The organism is Stenotrophomonas sp. 112478_Sma, assembly GCF_056479905.1.
On record NZ_CM151072.1, the window covers coordinates 2462341 to 2479873 of the forward strand.

Sequence of the window (17533 nt, forward strand, 5' to 3'; positions counted from 1 at the left end):
GGCCTTGCATCAGGGGGTCAGCCGCGCAGCGTGGCGCCGCCGTCGACGTACAGGTCACTCATCGCCACATGCCCGGCCTGCTCGGACAGCAGGAACATCACCGACTGGGCAACGTCCTCCGGCGTAGCCAGCTTGCGCAGGGGAATGCCGGCCTTGTAGGTGTCGAGGTTGCCGGCAATCACCCGCTCGGCACCGTGCGCGTCTTCCCACATGCCGGTCTGCATGGCGGTCAGCGTCGAACCGGGTGCGACGATGTTGCAGCGGATGCCCAGTGGCGCCAGCTCCAGGCCCAGGCAACGGGTGAACATGGTCGCTGCCGCCTTCGAGGCAGCGTAGGCCGCCATGCCGTGACGCGGCACGCCTGCGGTGTTCGAGCTGACGGTGACGATGGCGCCCTGTCTGCGCGGTGACATCACCCGCGCCAGTGCGCGGCCGAGATGGAACACACCGTCAGCGTTGACCGAGAAAACACGGCGCCAATCGGCATCACAGGTATCCGTCACCGCGCCGACCTGCAGCACGCCGGCCACACTGGCCGCCAGGGCGATCGGTCCGATCTTCGCCTCTACCTGGTCGATGAGCGCATCGACCGCTGCGCTGTCGCTGACATCCAGCGCACAGGCATGGACGCGCTCGCCCACGATCGCGGGCGACTCGCGGTCGGTGGCCACCACCTGGCAGCCGGCGGCGACCAGCAGCTTCACCAGCGCGGTGCCGATCCCCCCGGCTGCGCCGGTCACCAGCGCCACGCGACCCTCAAAACCGGTCAACTGCATGTTGCGATCTCCTGTTGTTCATCCCAATGCCGCAGTCGCGCGGACAGCCATGGCGCGAGCCGCGCCACCGCATCACGACCGGTCAGTTCGGCATGCAGGAACGGCAGTTCGAGCGCCTGCACCGTGCGCGCATGCGCCTTCCACAGCGCCGACTGCAGCTGTGGTCGTGCCTGGTGGTCCCGCCCTGCGCGCACATGCACCAGGGTGCCGTCGAATGGCCGGTGGTGGTGCTCGCGGATCAGGCGGTTGGTTCCGGTGACCGCGCGCACCACGCCGTCCAGCACCACGTCGGGCAGGCCGCCCAGCGCACTGCCACCTCGACGCAGGAAGGCCAGAATGCGCTCGCGGCTGTCCAGCTCCGGGTGTGCGTCGGGATCGTGGCCGGCGATGGCCAGCAACGCCCGCAGTGCGGCGATCGGATCCGGCTCCGGCTCGGCCCGCCAGCACTCACTGGGATAGGCGTCGAGCAGGACCAGCTCGCCGACCTTGCGACCGATCTCGTGCAGGCGCACGGCCATCGCCTGGGCGATGATCCCCCCCACCGACCAGCCGAGCAGGTGCACCGGCCCGCGCGGCTGCAGGGTCACTACACGCTGCACGTACTCGTTGGCCATCGCCTCGATGCTGGCCGGCAGCGGCTGCGCGGCGTCCAGCGCCGGCGACTGCAGCCCGTACACGGCCCGCGCCGGTTGCAGCGCACGCGCCAGCGCGCGGTAATTCCAGGCAATGCCGCCTGCCGGGTGCAGCACGAACAGCGGCGGGGGTTCAGTCCCATCGGTCGTGGCCAACGCGATGACCGGGCCCAAGGCATGATCGGCCAGCATCGGGGGTTCGGCGATACGCCGGGCCAGCGCCGCCACCGTCGGCTCCGCGAACAGAACGCCGAGGCCCAGCTCGCAGCGCCAGCGCTGTTCGATGGCCAGCAGCAGGTGCACGGCCGAAAGCGAGTCGCCCCCAAGGCTGAAGAAGTCCGCATCGACCGCAACGGCCTGCTCACGGCCCAGTGCCTGTGCGAACAAGGCGGCCAGCGCATGTTCCAGTGGCGTGCGCGGTGCGACACCGGTCACCCCGACCTCCGGCGGCTTCGGAAGCGCGCTGCGATCCAGCTTTCCGTTGGTGGTCACCGGCCAGTGATCGACCCCGACAAACGCCGACGGCACCATGTAGTCCGGCACGCGCGCCGCCAGGTGCGCGCGCAGGGCAGCGGCGTCGGCCATTGCCACCGGCACATAGGCGACCAGCCGTGGGTCACCGGGAAGGTCGTGGCGCAGCAGCACTTCCACGCGCTCCATGCCGGGCAGTTCCCGCAGCGCCGCCTCGATCTCCCCCAGCTCGATGCGCAGACCGCGCAGCTTCACCTGATGGTCGCTGCGGCCCAGATACTCGACCGCTCCGTCGCTGCGCCAGCGCGCGACATCCCCGGTGCGGTAGATGCGCTCGCCCGCCACGAAGGGATCGGCCAGGAAACGTCCGGCGGTGAGATCGTCGCGGCCCAGGTAGCCCCGTGCCAGCTGCACGCCGCCCAGGTAGAGCTCGCCCGGCACGCCCACCGGCATGGGTCGCATGCCTGCGTCAAGCACATACAGGCGGGTGTTCCAGACCGGGAAGCCGATCGGCACCGGCCGTGAGCGATCGCCTGCCGGGGCCGGCCAGTAACTGACGTCCACCGCGGCTTCGGTAGGCCCATACAGGTTGTGCAGCTGCGCGTCGATGCGGGCATGGAAGCGGTCGCGCAGCGAGGCATCGAGCGCTTCGCCGCTGGTGAACACCCGACGCAGCTGCAGGCCCTGCGAGGCGGGCGCCGCGAGGAAGGCGTCCAGCATCGACGGGACGAAGTGGGCGGTGGTGATGCCCTGCGCGCGGATCAGCCGGCCCAGCTCGGTGGGATCACGATGCGCATCCGGACCGGCGAGAACCAGCGTTGCACCGCACAGCAGCGGCAGGAAGAACTCCCAGACCGACACGTCGAACGTGGCGGGCGTCTTCTGCAGCACGCGGTCGTCTGCGCCGAAGCCGTAGTGCTCGCGCATCCACAGCAGGCGGTTGACGATGGCGCGATGCTCGATGACCACGCCCTTGGGTTCGCCGGTCGAGCCGGAGGTGTAGATCACATAGGCCGCATCATCCGGCGCCGGGTCCGGCCAGGGCGCGGCAGCCCCCTGTGCCATCCATTGATCGGGCGGCAGCACCGGCACGCCTGCGGCCCGGTGCGCCATCGTGCTGTCGGCCAGCACGCAGGCCGGACGCGCCGAGCGCAGGATGCGCGCCAGGCGCTCGTCGGGATGTGCAGGATCCAGCGGAAGATAGGCGGCGCCGGCACGCAGCACGGCCACCAGGGCGATGACCAGCTCCATCGAACGCGGCAGCGCGACCGCCACCACACTGCCCGGCCCCACCCCCAACGCGCGCAGCTGTGCCGCCAGTGCGAAGCTGCGTGCCTCCAGCGCGGCATGCTCAAGCGTTGCGTCGCCGCAGACCAGCGCCGTTGCCTGAGGGTCGCGATCCATGCCCTGCTGCAACAGTTCCACCAGTGTGGTTTCAGGCAATGGATGGGTGGTCGCGTTGAAGCGGTGAACCACCTGCGTGACCTCTGCCGCGGTGGCCAGTGGCACGCTGGCAATGTCGTCGGCATCCAGCGCCGCCGACACGAAATGCAGCAGCCGTTGCGCATGCGCCTGCACGTCGGCGTCGCTGTACAGGGCGGGGTTCGCCTCGATCTCCAGATCCAGCAGCGCCTGGCCATCACCGCGGAAGCCCAGCACCAGATCCTCCACCGGCCCGGTGCACAGCACCTGCAGCGTGGCCTGCACGCCGGGCAGCGTCAGCGGCCTGTAGAACGGCTGTATGTTCACCAGCGGGCCATGCAGGCGCTGCTGCGCACCGACCAGGCCCAGATCGCGCCGCAGCTGTTCGCCGCGATACCGGCCATGCCTGCGGCTCTGGCTCAACTGCCGGCCGATGCCACGGGTGTAGCTTTCGACACTGCCCTCGGCAGCGGCCACGCGCAGCGGCAGCACGTTCATCACCATCGCGGGCACGCGCGCCGACGCGTTTCCCAGGCGCCCCATGTAGGGCACCCCCAGCACCACTTCCTCGGCCGCACTCATCCGCCGCAGGTACTCGGCCGCAAGTGCGGCCAGCACATCCGGCCACGGCTGCAGCCAGCGCACCGATGCCTGCAGCAGCTCTTCACGGAAGGTGGCATCCAGCGGCTGCACCCAGCGCAGCGCGTCATCACTGGCGGCGGCGATGCCGGCCAGACCAGCGGCGGCCGGCGCGTCCCGCAGGTGGTCGCGCCACCAGGCACCGGCCATCTCGCGACGCGGATCGATGCGGTATGCCGCATCGTCGGCCAGTACACCGGCCAGGGGCGGCAGCGCATCGCCGCCGCGCCCGGCGTACAGCGCGCAGACACGATCGCTGAACAGTGCCATGCCATAGCCATCAGTGCCGAGATGGTGAACGCGCAGGTACCAGACCCAGCGCTGGCCTCCCAGTGCGTAGAGCACCTGCTGGCTGATCCGGTCGCGGGTGGGATCGACTGGGCTCAGCCGGTCGGCCCGCATCGCGGCGTTGGCGTCGGCCACCGGATCGGCAGCGCTGGAAAGATCATGGACTGCCAGCAGCGGTACATGCGCCGGCTCATGCCATTGCAGCGGCTGGCCATCACTGCCTTCCGTGAAGCGCAGTGCGAGCGCCTGCGCCTCTGCCGCCGCCTGGTTGGCGGCGGCCGTGAACGCCGCCACGTCCAGCGCGCCGTCGATCCATACGGCATGGGCCGTGTTGAATGCAGGGTTGTCGGGAGCCAGGCGCTGGGCATACCACAACCCCGCCTGGGCCTCGGTCAATGCCACCGGTGAGGCTGGCGCTGCACCGTTCATGCGCCTTGTGCGGCCTGCAGCCGTTGCACCACCTGCCACCACTGGCGCAGCGTGGTGTGCTCGGCCAGCTGCGAGAACTCCAGCGGAAGGCCAGTGTTGCTCCACGCAAGAACGAGGCCGAGCATGCGCATCGAATCCAGGTCGAGATCGATCAGGTTGTCGTCATCGCCGATGTCGGCCGGCTCGCATTCGAGCACGCGCGCCACGTCCGCGCGCATCCGTTCCAGGTCAAGCACATCGCCCGTCCTATCCATCACAGTGTCTCCAGCAGCTGGCCGGTGGTCATCGGTACGCCACAGGTCCGTGCGATCCAGTGCAGCGCCTGCTCATGATCGGCGCGCGAGAAGTCGGCGACCGCATCCGCGGCGATGAATGCCTCGATATCACGCTGGAAGGCTTCGACCACGGTCGCGGTGCAGCCGATATGCGCATACACACCGGTCACCAGCAACTGGTCGCGCCCGCGCGCGCGCATCAGCGTCTCCAGGTTGCTGCGCTGGAAGGCGCTGTAGCGATGCTTGACCAGTACGTGCTCGCCCGGCTGCGGGGCCAGCGCGGTGATGATCGGCTCATGTTCGTCACTCCGGCGCATGCCGGGCCCCCACAGGTCGGCCTGCAGGCCGCGGTCGCGCCGGTCCTGATCGCCATGCTGGGCGGTATAGAACACGGGAATTCCCTGCGCCCGGCAATGCGCCAGCAGGCGCGCGACGTTGTCCACGGCGGGGCGCAGCGGCTCGCTGTCCGCGTCGAACGCTGCCAGGAAGTAGCGTTGCATGTCGTGCACCAGCAACGCGATCCGCTCGCGCTGCGGGCGCCAGGGGCCGCGCGGCTGTGGCAACTCGCTGGCGGTCGGCAGGGAATATGAAGCAATGCGGGGCAGCGCCATCAGCGCGTTCCTCCTGTCTGTTGCAGATGACGCGCACGCAGCTGCGCACGCAGTTCGCGGCGGCTGATCTTGCCGACCGCCGTTGTATCGAAGCTGTCCACGAACACCACCTGGTCCGGCACCTTGAACGCCGCCAGCCCGCGCCCGCGCATCCAGGCCTTCAGTGCCGGCGCCGTGATCGGCTCGCCCTGGCGGATGACGAAGGCACAGCTGCGCTCGCCCAGGTACTCATCGGGAATGGACACCACCGCCGCATCGAACACACCCGGATGGGCCAGCAGATGGTCTTCGATCTCCTCGGCGGAGATCTTCTCGCCGGCACGGTTGATGTGGTCACCGGCACGCCCCTGCACCACCAGATATCCCCCGGGCAGCTGCTGCACGCGGTCGCCGGTGCGGTAGAAGCCGTCGTCGGTGAACGAGCGCGCGTTGGCCGCGGCATCGTTGTGGTACCCACGGATGGTGTACGGGCCGCGGGTCAACAGATGTCCGATCTCGCCCTCGGCAACCGGCTGGTCGTGGTCGTCGACCACACGGACCTCGTCGTCAGGGCTGATCGGACGTCCCTGGCAGGCCACCACCAGTTCCTCGGGATCGTCGAGGCGGGTGTAGTTCACCAGGCCTTCGGCCATGCCGAACACCTGCTGCAGCGTGCAGCCCAGGCCATCGATGACGCGCCGCGCGGCCTCCGGCACCAGTTTTGCGCCGCCCACCTGCAGCACCCGCAGGCTGGACAGATCGTGCTTCGTCGATGCCGCTGCCTGCGCCCACAGCAGGGCCAGCGGCGGCACCAGCCCACAGCAGGTCACCTTCTCGCGTGCAATCAGCGGGAACGCGACATCCGGGCCCGGCCCCGGACTGAGCACCACGCGGGCACCGGCATACAGCGCACCGAAGAAGCCCGGCGAGCTCATCGGAAAATTATGCGCGGCCGGCAATGCGACCAGATACACGCTGTCGCGGTCGATCCCGCAGATCGCGTTGCTGGCACGGAACGAATAGATGTAGTCGTCGTGCGTGCGCGGAATCAGCTTGGACAGGCCGGTGCTGCCACCTGACAGCTGCAGGAACGCCACCGACTGCGGATCCGGGTCGGCCGGCAGCTGGCTGCGGTCGCCCTGCAGGTTCGCCAGCGCGACGAACTCCTCCGCATCGCCGTCGATCACCACGTGGCGCAGGGCCGGCACCTCCGCCTGCAGTGCCCGTGCCAGCCCGCGATGATCGAAACCCTCGTGCACATCGGCGGTGACAAAGGCACTGGCCTCGGCCTTCGTGGCGAAGTGCACCAGCTCGGTGATGCGGTGCGCGGGCAACGCGTACACCGGTACCAGGCCGGCGCGGAACAGGCCGCAGACGGTGGCGATGAAGCCCGCGCTGTTGCCCAGCTGCACCAGCACCCGTTCACCGGGCTGCAGGCCCAGCGCCAGCAGGCCGCTGCCGATGCGCCCGGCCTCGTGCCACAGCTGCGCATAGCTCAGTCGGACATCACCTGCCACCACCGCGATGTCATCGGCGTAGCGTTCGGCGCGCTCGCGCAGGAAGGCCGGGAAGGTCTCCCCGCGCCAATGCCCCATCCGGCGATAGTGGGCGACCCGGTCTTCGGGCCATACCTGCTGCAATGGCAGGCGGGAAGGAGATGGGCTCATGCGAGGGGCTCGGTCGGGGGCGCGGGCTCACTGACGCCCAACGCGTTCAACAGGGCAGCAAACTTCGCTGCGGTTTCGGCCACTTCGGCCTGCGGCTGCGACCCGGCGACGATGCCGGCGCCCGCATACAGGCGCAGCTGCGTGCCCTGCAGTCGTGCGCAGCGGATGGCGACGTACCAGTCGCCGTCGCCCTGCGCGTCCAGCCACCCCACGGCACCGGCGTAGAAACCGCGTGGAACCGGCTCCAGTTCGCGGATGCGCTGCAGCGCCGCCTGCTGCGGCGTGCCGCATACGGCGGGCGTGGGATGCAGCTGCGCCAGCAGGGCGGCCGCCGGCACCCGTGGATCCTTCAACGTGGCATGGATGCGGGTTCCCAGGTGCCACATGGTGGCCGTGGCATGCAGCACCGGCCGCGCCTGCGCGTCGATATGGCTGCAATAGGGAGAGAGGCCATCAATGATGGCCTCGACCACATGACGGTGCTCGTCGTGATCCTTGGCCGACACCAGCAGGGTCTGCGCGGCACGCTCGTCCTGCACCGGATCCGCACTGCGTCGGGCTGAGCCGGCCAGCGGGTGCGACAGCACCTGCGCGCCGCGCTTGCGCAGCAGCAGCTCGGGCGTCGCCCCGACCAGCCATGCCGGGGCTTGGCCCAGCTCCACCGGCAGCGGCACCGCGTAGGTCGCCACCGACGGATCGGCTCCCAGTCTCGCCAGCAGCACATCGGGCGTCAGGGCGTGGCGTGTGTGTGCCAACAGGCTGCGCGCCAGTACCACCTTGTGCAGGTCCTGTCGGGAATCACGCAGGGCCTGCACTGCCCTATCCACCGCTGCGGCGTAGTCGTCCGCCGAAGGTTCGGCCTGCACGACACCCTCCAGCGCAGGCGCAGCCTGCGGCTGTACCGGCAACGCAGGCAGCACGCGTTCGGGCTGGTACAGCGCATCGTCGGCACGTGGCTCGAACGGAATCGCTCCGACCAGCAGGCCCGGCCCGCCCCGCTGCTGCGCGAAGAACGCAGCCACGCGCCCGGCCAGCGTCACCAGCGGACCGGACGCAAGCGCCGCACGACAGCCACGCGCATGCACATGCTGCCCTGCATGCTGCAGCAGGAACAGCGTGGGGTCATCCGCAGCCGGCAACGGCAACGGCGCCGTCTCCTGCCATGCATCGTCCCTGAGCGAATCGTTCATGTCGCCTCCTTCATCCGGTGCGCTGCCGCCAGCACGCACAGCAACAGCAGCAGCACACCGACCAGCAGATACGGCAGGCTCGGCCCGCCCCGATACAACAGCGTGCCGAGCATCGGCCCGACCACCATGCCCAGCCCCTGTGCCGCAGCGACCGTTCCGGCGGCGGCACCCTGTTCGTGTGCCTGCACCGCGTCGGCGGCCAGCGCCTGGAACGACGGGAACACGAAGCCCATGCCGAATGCCGCCAGCGCATAGGCCGCCGGCAGCTGCCAGGACTGCTGCACGGCGGCTACCGAGGCGAAGCCGATACCGGCGATCAATGCACCCAGCACGATCCAGCGCCGCGGTGGCACCTCCAGCTTCATCACCAGTGCCTGCGCCAGGATCAGCCCGACGCCCACAGCGGTCAGTGCGATGCCGGCCATGCGCGCGCCTTCAGCCGCTGCCAGGCCGAGGCGATCGATCGCGAAGAAGCCGACCGTCACCTGCGCGATGGTCACCGACACCATTCCTAGGAACGCGGCCAGTTGGGGCAGCCGAAGGCGCCGGTCCAGACGGCGCAGGGGCGTCCGTCGTGCTGACGATGCCGCCGCTGCCGGCGCCGTCGAAGGCAGACGCCACGCCAGCAATGCCAGCGCCAGCAGCGGCAACAGCGCGGCCACATACAGCGCCAGCGAAAGATGCGTGTAAGCCAGCCAGCCTGCTGCCGCTGGGCCCAGCACCATCCCCAGTGCATTGGCACTGCCCAGACGGGCGAGAAACTGCGTGCGCTGGCCGGCCGGCGCCTGGTCGGCGATCAAGGCTGCGGCCGTCGGTGGCACGGCGGCATAGAACAGCCCGATCAGCCCGCGCGCGCCCACCAGCACCAGCACCGACACAACCACCGGCGGCGTGACCTGCAGGGCCACATCGATGAACATGGCGAGCGCGAGGTAGACGCCGGTGTACGCGCCCATCGCCAGCAGCAGCACGCGCTTGCGACCGATGCGGTCGCTGAGTTGGCCCCAGCGGCGAGCCGCCAGCATCCACAGCACGCCGGCGGCCGTCACCGACAGGCCCGCGTGCCATTCGGACAGGCCCAGCAGCCGGACCACCGGGCCGATCACGGCGACGAAAGACATCATGGCCATGGTGCCGATCAGGGCCGCCAACACCAGGGCCGGCAAACCGGGAACGACGGGACGTGCGTGCATGGAACACCAGCCGTAACAGGGAAGGACGGCAGAACGCCAGCACGACGCTCCGCCCGATGCCGCCACGTCACGCAGCGACACCACCCTTAAATGATAACGGCTCGTATTTGCATTTGATACCCATTCAATTGAATGGACCCGCAACAGCCGTGTCAGCGCATCACGCGCAGCGACAGCAGGCCGCGACGGCGGAACCACCACTCCAGCGGCAGCGTGACCAGCGGCGGGACAGCAGCAAGCAGGGCCAGCGCGCTGGCCCACCATGGCCAGCGCAGGCGCACTGCGGAGAACAGGGTCACGGCCACGTACACCAGGAACGCCACGCCATGCAGCGGCCCGAACAGCTTGACCAGGGCGACGTTGGCCTGCGGGCCGTACTTCAGCCACATGCCCACCAGCAGGCCGGCCCAGGTGATGGCCTCGATGAAGGCAACCACGGCGAACAGCCGTCCGACGGGGTGCATGGGATTGCCTGGGGTCACATCGGGCTCCTGCAGGGACAGAAGATGCGAATGATACGCAGATGCGAACGTTCAGGACACCGTCGGGTCACACCCGCCCACATCGGTAGCGCCGGGCCATGCCCGGCGGGCGCAGCACAGCTACCGGGGGATATGCGGCAGCACCCGCTCCCCGATCTCGCGCAGCACGGCCTCCACCGGCCGGCCGTTGTCGACCAGATTGAACATCACATGCGCCACGCCCTGCGCATGCACGCGCAGCAGATAGTCACGCAGGCCATCGCGGCCGACCTTCAGGCCAAGCGGCAACGGCTCGGCGGGTGCCTGCGGGTCCGCCTGCAGGTCCAGCAGCATCGACTGCACGAACGGTCTGCCCGCCGCGCCCTGTTGCGCCAACGCCTGCTGCCACAGACCGATGCGTCCCTCCTGGGCAGCCTCCTCGCGGTGATAGGTGGCCCATCCTTCAGACTCACGGGCGATCCACTGCAGGCTCTGCCTGGCGGTACCCACCACCAGCATCGGAATGCGCGCGGCCGGCGCAGGCAGCACGTCGAAGCCTCCGGTCACCTGCAGCACGGCGGCCCGCTCGTGTGCCTGCGGCGACAGCGCCGCCCGCAGCAACGACCAGCGCTCACGGAACGTCGCGGCCCTGCCCTCCAGATCCTCGCCGAACGCGGCGAATTCCTCCGGGCGGTCACCCGAACCCAGGCCCAGCACGAAACGCCCGCCGCTGATGCGGTCCAGGCTCAAGGCCGACTTCGCCACCTGCAGCGGCTGGCGCAATGGCAGCACGATGGCCGCACTGCCAACCACGATGCGCTCTGTCGCGGCGGCCAGCATGCCCAGCCACAGGAAGGGATCATCCAGCGCGCTCGCGGTCGCCTCCGGTCCCTGCGGCACCATCAAGGGCACGTCGCGCGTCCACAGCGCGGCAAAGCCGAGGTCATCGGCCAACCGGGCGACACGCCGCGCCTCATGCGGATCGGCCAACCCGTGCGCCGCCACCGGCGTCATCAGTCCCAGGCTCAGACCCTGTTCTGCAAACAGCGCAGCGTAGGCAGAATTGAAATCGCTCATGCCGCCAGCTTAGCGTGGAGCCCTGCGGCAACGGTGCTGCCGCAGGTGCGTGCCAAGCCGGTGGGTTCAATGGGGTGGTGTATCAGCAGAGGGTGCGGGCGGGCGTCATGCCCTGCAGCGCACCCTTCATGAGCAAACTGAATCAGCAGCCTCTGCCGTCATTCCTACAATGGCCTGTCACCCTGCCCTTCGAGATGCTGCCGATGCGCGTTGCGCTTTCCGTGTTGCTGCTGGCTTCGGCGCTGAGCGCCTGCACCCCGGCCCCGGTTTCCACCGCCAACTCCGCCGAGGCCCCCGCACCGGCGTTCGCCATCGCCTGGCGCCAGGGCGACGTCGACGACGCCTTCGCCGAAGCCGCCGACAGCGGCAAGCCGGTGCTGCTGTACTGGGGTGCGGTCTGGTGCCCACCGTGCAACCAGCTCAAGGCGGGTCTGTTCAAGGACCCGGCCTTCATCGCGCTGACCAGCAAATTCGTTCCCGTCTACCTGGATGGCGACGAGGAAGGTGCGCAGGCCTGGGGCGAGCGCTTCGGCGTGCGCGGCTATCCGACCCTGATCGTGCTGGACCCACAGCGCAACGAAATCACCCGCGTGGCCGGCGGCAACGATGCCGCCGAACTGACCCGGGCACTGACCGTGGCCGCAGGCCGCCGCAGTGCCGTTGCCGCCACCCTGGCCACCGCATTGACGACGCCGGAGCAACTGGCCGCCGAAGACTGGCAGGTGTTGGGCGACTACGGTTGGGAAGTCGACGCCAACCGCCTGGCCGGCGAACGCAACAGCCAGGACGTGCTGCGCCAGCTGTCCAAGGCCGCACCGGAGGCCGCCCTGCAGCGCCGTTTCGCTCTGCTTGCCTTGGCGACAGCCGAAAAGCCCGATGCCTCGCCCACCGAAGTGCGCGAGCTGCTGCAGGCCGTGCTGGCGCACCCCGCGGAGGTACGACGCAACCGCGAGCTGCTGGGCTATGCGGGCGTACAGCTGGTCAAGCAGGCCAGTACCGGGCCGGCCACCAGCAACACCCTGGGGCAGCAGCTGCTGGTCGCACTGGAGCGCGCAGACGCCGAGCGTGGCGACCGCGCCGACGACGCGTTGTCGCGCGCGCTGACCGAAATATCGCTGGCCCGACTGCAACAGCCCAAGGGCGCACTGCCCGCTACTCTGGTTGATCGGGTCAAGCAGCGCGTGGCCGCCGCCGATGCCGCCGCCACCGATGCGCATGCACGCCAGGCCACGATCAGCAGCGCGGTCTACGCACTGCGCCAGGTCGGCGACGACGCCGGCGCGGAGTCGCTGCTGCTGGCCGAGCTGAAGCGCAGCGAGCAGCCGTACTACTACATGCCTGAGCTGGCCGAACTGGCCGAGCAGCGCGGCGACACTGCCGGTGCGCTGGAGTGGCTGAAACGGGCCTACGATGGTGCGCAGGGCCCGGCGACCCGCGTGCAGTGGGGTGTGCTGTATGTGGAAGGCCTGCTGAAGCTTGCGCCGGACGATGCGCCGCGCATCGAGCAGGCGACCGCCTCGTTGATCGCCGAACTGGAGGCACAGCCGTCGGGCTACCACCAGCGCACCCGCCAGCGCTTCGAACGCCTGGCCGGGCAGCTGAAGGCATGGAGTGGCAAGCACCAGGGCGCGCAGACGCTGGCGCGGCTGCAGCAGCGGATGCAGCAGGCGTGCGGCAATCAGGTGGATGGGGCGTGCAGGGATTGGCTGGGTTGAGTGGATGAAGGAGCAGGCGGGTTGACCTCAACCAATGTTGAGGTGCGATAACAGTCTCCCCACGGCCAGCCCGCTGGCCTTCGCTACGGAGACTGCTTCAATGTCGTACTCGCTTCCCCCGCTCCCCTATGCCTACGATGCCCTCGAACCGCATTTCGATGCGCGGACGATGGAGATCCACCACAGCAGGCACCACCAGACCTACGTCAACAACCTCAATGCCGCGGTCGAGCAGGCCGGCCTCGCCGAACAGCCGGTCGAGGCGCTGATCGCCAGCCTCGATGCCGTGCCGGAGGCCCAGCGCAGCGCAGTCCGGAACAACGGTGGCGGCCACGCCAACCACAGCCTGTTCTGGACCGTGCTCAGCGCACGCGGCGGCACGCCCGATGAGGTGCTGGCGGCGGCCATCGACCGTGACCTCGGCGGCTTCGATGCCTTCAAGGATGCCTTCAGCAAGGCGGCGCTGACCCGCTTCGGCAGCGGCTGGGCCTGGCTGACCAGTGATCGCGATGGCCGCCTGCGGGTTGAAAGCAGCGCCAACCAGGACAGCCCGCTGATGGGCGCGGCGGCCGGCCTGTCCGGCAACACGCCGATCCTCGGCCTGGATGTGTGGGAGCACGCGTATTACCTGCATTACCAGAACCGCCGTCCGGACTACATCGGGGCGTTCTTCAACATCATCGACTGGGCCGAAGTCGGTCGCCGCTACCGCCAGGTGGGCGGCGCATGAGCGCCGGCACTCCCCATTACGCCGGGCCGTGGGCAGGGGTCTTCCCCGCCCCGGCTCCGGTACCCTCGGTCAGTCTGCCGCCGCGTGCATTGCGGCGGCTGCTCGGCCACTTCCCTACCGGTGTGGCCATCGTCTGCACCCGCGACGCACGGGGCACACCGCTGGGCCTGACCATCAATTCCTTCGTGCCGGTGTCGCTGCAGCCGCCGCTGGTACTGTGGAACCTGGCCCTGCACGCACAGAGCCTGCAGGCCTTCCAGCGCGCCACGCGCTTCGCGATCAGCGTGCTGGGCGCGGACCAGGAAGCACTGGCGCGCACGTTCGCCGATCCCCAGGTGCGCAATCGTTTCGACGGCGTACCCCTGCTTCCAGACGAAGACGACGCGCCGCCGCGCATCGCCGGCGCGGTCGCGCACCTGACCTGCACCCGTCATGCGCAATGGCCGGTGGGTGATCACCTGCTGCTGGCCGGCCGCATCATCGAGATCAACGAAACCGGCGGTGCGCCGCTGATGTTCCACCGTGGCCGCTTCCTGCCGGGGCCGCTGGACACCCTGCGGGAGGTACAGACATGACCATCGAGGCACTGGAGGACCTGCTCGCCAACGGCCACGACAGCGCGCTGCTGCGCTTCGGGCTGGGCAAGGGTTGGCTCGACGCCGGCGATCCGGCGCGCGCGGCGACCCATCTGGGCCGCTGCGTGGCACTTGATCCGCAGTACTCGGCGGCGTGGAAACTGCTGGGCAAGGCCTGGCTGGCGGGTGGCCAGCCGCAGGCGGCGCGCGAGGCATGGCAACGGGGCCTGAGCGTGGCCAGCCACCAGGGCGATGAGCAGGCTCGGAAGGAAATGCAGGTGTTTCTGCGCCGGCTAAAGCGCGAACAGCCGGCGCCACAGGAGAGCGCGGGCTGAGCCGGCCGCACAGGCCGGCCGCATCGATCAGCCCGCGTTGGCCGGTGCCGGCGCCGTCATGATGTCCGGCATCGGCAGGCGGCGCGGCTTGCTCGGGAAGGCATGCCGCAGGATGCGCCACACCACCTGGCCGAACTGCCGCGGCAGCGAACCGTTGTTGTAGTGCTGACCGTAGCGAAGGCAGATCTCCTTCACTTCCTTGGCGATGGCCGCATAGCGGTTGGCCGGCAGATCCGGATAGAAGTGGTGTTCGATCTGGTGGCTGAGGTTGCCCGACAGCACGTTGATCAGGAAACCACCGCTGATGTTCGACGAGCCACGCAGCTGGCGCAGGTACCAGTGGCCACGCGATTCGTTGCGCAGGCACTCCTTGGGGAACGTCTCCGATTCAGCGGTGAAGTGGCCGCAGAAGATGATCACGTAGGTCCAGATGTTGCGCAGGCCGTTGGCGACCAGGTTGCCCAGCATCACGGTCAGGAAGAACGGGCCGGCCAGCAGCGGGAACAGCACGTAATCCTTCAGCACCTGGCGCAGCATCTTGCGCGCCACCGGACGGGTCTGCAGCCACATCGCGCGGCTGCTGATGCGGCCCTTCAGCCAGCGCCCCAGGCGCAGGTCCTGGGCGGCCACGCCCCACTGGAACAGCAGCGCGAAGATCGGTGCGATGATCGGCTGCAGCAGATAGAACGGCTTCCAGCGCTGTTCCGGGAAGATGCGCAGCAGGCCGTAGCCGATGTCATCGTCCATGCCGCGCACGTTGGTATAGGTGTGGTGGCGGAAGTTGTGGGTCTTGCGCCAGTTGTCGGCGGTGGCAACGATGTCCCACTCGTAGGTGTTGCCGTTCAACTTCGGGTCGCCGGTCCAGTCGAACTGGCCGTGCATCACGTTGTGGCCCAGCTCCATGTTCTCCAGGATCTTCGACAGCGCCAGCATGAGCGTGCCAGCGATGGCGGCCGGCCACAGCAGCGGTGCCCACAGCAGCGGCGAGAACGCCGCCAGGAACAGCAGGCTGCGGCCGCCGACGCCGAACCAGCGCACGGCCGCGGCCACGCGCCGGATATAGCGCGTATCGGACGCGCCGAGACTGCCGATCACACGATCGCGGATCGCGTCGAGTTCCTGGCCGAAGGCGTTCATTTCGGCAGGACTCAGGGCACGGTCGGTAGCGCGGGTCATGGCAACGGTTCCTCAGAGATCCAGGGTCAGGTCGGTGGTCGGCGCACTCACGCAGATCCGTACGGGCTGTGCCGCTTCGGAATGCGTATCGCCGGTGCGCAGATGGCGGGTACCGCCACTGACGCGTTCACAACTGCAGCTGTTGCAGATGCCCATGCGGCAGCCGTGCCGGGGCTTGATGCCCTGCGCTTCCAGGCTCTCCAGCAGGGAGCGGCCGCGCGGCACGCGCAGCTGGCGCCCACTGCGTGCCAGGGTCAGCGACACCTCGCCTTCGCCGTCGGCATCCAGCAGCGGCGCGGGCGGCGTGAAGGCTTCCGCCTGGAAACCGGCCACCTGATGCGCAAGGCGGCGGCGCGCGGCGGCAACGAAGCCGTCCGGGCCACAGGCCAGTACATGGCGCTGTGCCAGCGGCGTGTCATCGCCGGGAATCTGCAGGGCGTGGGTATCGATGCGCGCGGCCGGCACCTCGCCCTCGCGGGTGGTCAGCAGGTGCACGCGCAGGCCCGGCGTCGCTGTCGCCAGCGTATGCAGTTCGTCACGGAACTGGATGGCGGCCGCTGTGCGTTCCCAGTAGAACAGGTCCACCGGCGCGCCCAGCGGTCGCTGGCAGGCCTCGCGCAGCAGGCTGCGCATCGGCGTGATGCCGCTGCCCGCCGCCAGCAGCAACACCGGCGCGGCGGCCGGCATATGGAAGTCACCGAAGGCGGCATCGATGCGGAACAGGTCTCCCGGCCGCGCCTGGTTCACCAGGTGCTGGCTGACCCGCCCCCTTCCACGGCCTTGACGGTAATGGCCAGTTCGCGGCCACTCAGCCGGGTCGGGCTGTAGCTGCGCTGCCATACCCGCCCCTCAAGCTCGACGCCGAGGGTGACGTGCTGGCCGGCGCGCATGCCGGCCCAGTGCCGGTTGCAGCGCAGGACCAGGGTGGCCGCGCCCTCGCCCGCTGGTTCGCGTCGGACCAGGCGTGCCAAGGGCTCGCGCAGCGTCCACAACGGATTGATCTGGCCGGCCCAGAAATCGAACAGCGTGGGCGACAGCCAGCGGTGCAGGGAAAACGGGGACGGACGGACGACAGCGCTCATGGCAGCCACTATACGGGCGCACATACACCTGTGTATACACGTGTATATTGAACCGGATTGGGTATGATTCAGCCTTGCCCCACCGGAGCCCTCATGGCCGCTGCCACCGTCCTGTCGATACCCGAAGATGCGCAGAGCCCGGCCCGCCGTACGGTGAGCCGCGAGGATCTGCTGGCCGCGGCCCTGAAGCTGATCGGCCCGCACCGCAGCCTGTCCACCCTCAGTCTGCGCGAGGTCGCGCGTGAGGCAGGCATCGCGCCGAACAGCTTCTACCGGCAGTTCCGCGACATGGACGAACTTGCCGTGGCCCTCATCGATGTGGCCGGCCGCTCGCTGCGCACCATCATCGGCGAGGCGCGGCAGCGCGCGACCTCCTCCGCCACCAGCGTGGTGCGGGTATCAGTGGAGACCTTCATGGAGCAGCTGCGCGCAGACGACAAGCTGCTGCACGTCCTGCTGCGCGAAGGTGCGGTCGGCTCGGATGACTTCAAGCACGCTGTCGAGCGCGAGCTGCATTACTTCGAGGAAGAGCTGCAGCACGACCTGGTGCGCCTGGCGGCCCTCGACGGCGCGGTGCTGCATGCACCGGAACTGGTGGCCAAGGCGATCACCCGCTTGGTGTTCGCGATGGGCGCCACCGCGATGGACCTGCCGCCGGAGAAAGATCCGGAACTGGTCGAACAGATCTCCACGATGATCCGCATGATCATCGTCGGCGCCCGCACCCCGGCCGCCTTCCGCCGCGGCTGATCGCCAGGCTCCAGACCGTTGCCGCTTTGCGCCGGAATGCTGCAATGCAGTATTTCGAGA

General features: G+C 69.1%; 15 protein-coding genes and 1 pseudogene. 5 read left to right on the forward strand and 11 right to left on the reverse strand.

Translation table 11 applies throughout. The features are described from left to right. Positions 1–17: 17 nt before the first annotated feature. The 9 genes from ACZK08_RS11360 to ACZK08_RS11400 form a co-directional block, all read right to left on the reverse strand. Positions 18–776 (reverse strand): 2,3-dihydro-2,3-dihydroxybenzoate dehydrogenase, encoded by a 759-nt coding sequence (locus tag ACZK08_RS11360; protein WP_065182920.1) that lies wholly within the window; start codon positions 774–776, stop codon positions 18–20. After that, positions 767–4657, reverse strand: a complete 3891-nt coding sequence (locus tag ACZK08_RS11365; RefSeq protein ID WP_478452187.1) for an amino acid adenylation domain-containing protein — start codon at positions 4655–4657, stop codon at positions 767–769. The genes ACZK08_RS11360 and ACZK08_RS11365 overlap by 10 nt, the downstream gene beginning before the upstream one ends. Then, positions 4654–4911, reverse strand: a complete 258-nt coding sequence (locus ACZK08_RS11370; RefSeq protein ID WP_053517795.1) for a phosphopantetheine-binding protein — start codon at positions 4909–4911, stop codon at positions 4654–4656. Before ACZK08_RS11370 ends, ACZK08_RS11365 begins: the two co-directional genes overlap by 4 nt. Further along, entirely contained in the window at positions 4911–5543 is a 633-nt protein-coding gene (locus ACZK08_RS11375) for an isochorismatase family protein (protein ID WP_065182922.1), read from the reverse strand. The genes ACZK08_RS11370 and ACZK08_RS11375 overlap by 1 nt, the downstream gene beginning before the upstream one ends. Then, positions 5543–7189 carry a (2,3-dihydroxybenzoyl)adenylate synthase gene (locus tag ACZK08_RS11380; RefSeq protein WP_065182923.1) on the reverse strand — a complete coding sequence of 549 codons (1647 nt, stop codon included), beginning with the start codon at positions 7187–7189 and terminating at the stop codon, positions 5543–5545. The genes ACZK08_RS11375 and ACZK08_RS11380 overlap by 1 nt, the downstream gene beginning before the upstream one ends. Beyond that, positions 7186–8379, reverse strand: coding sequence for an isochorismate synthase (locus ACZK08_RS11385; RefSeq protein ID WP_065182924.1), 1194 nt, complete (start codon positions 8377–8379; stop codon positions 7186–7188). Before ACZK08_RS11385 ends, ACZK08_RS11380 begins: the two co-directional genes overlap by 4 nt. Beyond that, positions 8376–9572, reverse strand: a complete 1197-nt coding sequence (locus ACZK08_RS11390; RefSeq protein ID WP_065182925.1) for an MFS transporter — start codon at positions 9570–9572, stop codon at positions 8376–8378. The genes ACZK08_RS11385 and ACZK08_RS11390 overlap by 4 nt, the downstream gene beginning before the upstream one ends. 152 nt (positions 9573–9724) lie before the next feature. Beyond that, positions 9725–10036 (reverse strand): DUF3817 domain-containing protein, encoded by a 312-nt coding sequence (locus ACZK08_RS11395; RefSeq protein ID WP_053517801.1) that lies wholly within the window; start codon positions 10034–10036, stop codon positions 9725–9727. 138 nt (positions 10037–10174) lie between these two features. Beyond that, the gene (locus ACZK08_RS11400; RefSeq protein WP_065182926.1) at positions 10175–11110 is read right to left on the reverse strand and encodes a TIGR03571 family LLM class oxidoreductase; all 936 of its coding nucleotides are present in this window, start codon (positions 11108–11110) and stop codon (positions 10175–10177) included. Between the two features lie 194 nt (positions 11111–11304). Between ACZK08_RS11400 and ACZK08_RS11405 the strand changes: the two genes are divergently transcribed. From ACZK08_RS11405 to ACZK08_RS11420, 4 genes are all read left to right on the forward strand, one after another. Then, positions 11305–12825 (forward strand): thioredoxin family protein, encoded by a 1521-nt coding sequence (locus ACZK08_RS11405; protein ID WP_065182927.1) that lies wholly within the window; start codon positions 11305–11307, stop codon positions 12823–12825. A gap of 100 nt (positions 12826–12925) precedes the next feature. Then, positions 12926–13555: a superoxide dismutase gene (locus ACZK08_RS11410; RefSeq protein ID WP_053517805.1), complete on the forward strand. Its 630-nt coding sequence runs from the start codon at positions 12926–12928 to the stop codon at positions 13553–13555. Next, positions 13552–14130 (forward strand): flavin reductase family protein, encoded by a 579-nt coding sequence (locus tag ACZK08_RS11415; protein ID WP_053517806.1) that lies wholly within the window; start codon positions 13552–13554, stop codon positions 14128–14130. Before ACZK08_RS11410 ends, ACZK08_RS11415 begins: the two co-directional genes overlap by 4 nt. Continuing rightward, complete coding sequence (locus tag ACZK08_RS11420; protein WP_065182928.1) at positions 14127–14465, forward strand: tetratricopeptide repeat protein; 339 nt, start codon at positions 14127–14129, stop codon at positions 14463–14465. The genes ACZK08_RS11415 and ACZK08_RS11420 overlap by 4 nt, the downstream gene beginning before the upstream one ends. Before the next feature lie 27 nt (positions 14466–14492). On the opposite strand, the gene ACZK08_RS11425 is transcribed toward ACZK08_RS11420, so the two are convergent. Next, the gene (locus ACZK08_RS11425; RefSeq protein WP_053517809.1) at positions 14493–15641 is read right to left on the reverse strand and encodes a fatty acid desaturase family protein; all 1149 of its coding nucleotides are present in this window, start codon (positions 15639–15641) and stop codon (positions 14493–14495) included. Positions 15642–15653: 12 nt separating this feature from the next. Next, positions 15654–16763 (reverse strand): annotated as a pseudogene (locus ACZK08_RS11430) (ferredoxin reductase). A gap of 53 nt (positions 16764–16816) precedes the next feature. Between ACZK08_RS11430 and fabR the strand changes: the two are divergent. Continuing rightward, positions 16817–17473 (forward strand): HTH-type transcriptional repressor FabR, encoded by a 657-nt coding sequence (gene fabR, locus ACZK08_RS11435; protein WP_053517811.1) that lies wholly within the window; start codon positions 16817–16819, stop codon positions 17471–17473. Positions 17474–17533: the final 60 nt, after the last annotated feature.

Excerpts from the sequence above, each read along its gene's own strand:
- ACZK08_RS11360 (WP_065182920.1), bottom strand. The coding sequence starts at position 776 with ATGCAGTTGACCGGTTTTGAGGGTCGCGTGGCGCTGGTGACCGGCGCA.
- ACZK08_RS11365 (WP_478452187.1), bottom strand. The coding sequence starts at position 4,657 with ATGAACGGTGCAGCGCCAGCCTCACCGGTGGCATTGACCGAGGCCCAG.
- ACZK08_RS11370 (WP_053517795.1), bottom strand. The coding sequence starts at position 4,911 with ATGGATAGGACGGGCGATGTGCTTGACCTGGAACGGATGCGCGCGGAC.
- ACZK08_RS11375 (WP_065182922.1), bottom strand. The coding sequence starts at position 5,543 with ATGGCGCTGCCCCGCATTGCTTCATATTCCCTGCCGACCGCCAGCGAG.
- ACZK08_RS11380 (WP_065182923.1), bottom strand. The coding sequence starts at position 7,189 with ATGAGCCCATCTCCTTCCCGCCTGCCATTGCAGCAGGTATGGCCCGAA.
- ACZK08_RS11385 (WP_065182924.1), bottom strand. The coding sequence starts at position 8,379 with ATGAACGATTCGCTCAGGGACGATGCATGGCAGGAGACGGCGCCGTTG.
- ACZK08_RS11390 (WP_065182925.1), bottom strand. The coding sequence starts at position 9,572 with ATGCACGCACGTCCCGTCGTTCCCGGTTTGCCGGCCCTGGTGTTGGCG.
- ACZK08_RS11395 (WP_053517801.1), bottom strand. The coding sequence starts at position 10,036 with ATGCACCCCGTCGGACGGCTGTTCGCCGTGGTTGCCTTCATCGAGGCC.
- ACZK08_RS11400 (WP_065182926.1), bottom strand. The coding sequence starts at position 11,110 with ATGAGCGATTTCAATTCTGCCTACGCTGCGCTGTTTGCAGAACAGGGT.
- ACZK08_RS11405 (WP_065182927.1), top strand. The coding sequence starts at position 11,305 with ATGCTGCCGATGCGCGTTGCGCTTTCCGTGTTGCTGCTGGCTTCGGCG.
- ACZK08_RS11410 (WP_053517805.1), top strand. The coding sequence starts at position 12,926 with ATGTCGTACTCGCTTCCCCCGCTCCCCTATGCCTACGATGCCCTCGAA.
- ACZK08_RS11415 (WP_053517806.1), top strand. The coding sequence starts at position 13,552 with ATGAGCGCCGGCACTCCCCATTACGCCGGGCCGTGGGCAGGGGTCTTC.
- ACZK08_RS11420 (WP_065182928.1), top strand. The coding sequence starts at position 14,127 with ATGACCATCGAGGCACTGGAGGACCTGCTCGCCAACGGCCACGACAGC.
- ACZK08_RS11425 (WP_053517809.1), bottom strand. The coding sequence starts at position 15,641 with ATGACCCGCGCTACCGACCGTGCCCTGAGTCCTGCCGAAATGAACGCC.
- fabR (WP_053517811.1), top strand. The coding sequence starts at position 16,817 with ATGGCCGCTGCCACCGTCCTGTCGATACCCGAAGATGCGCAGAGCCCG.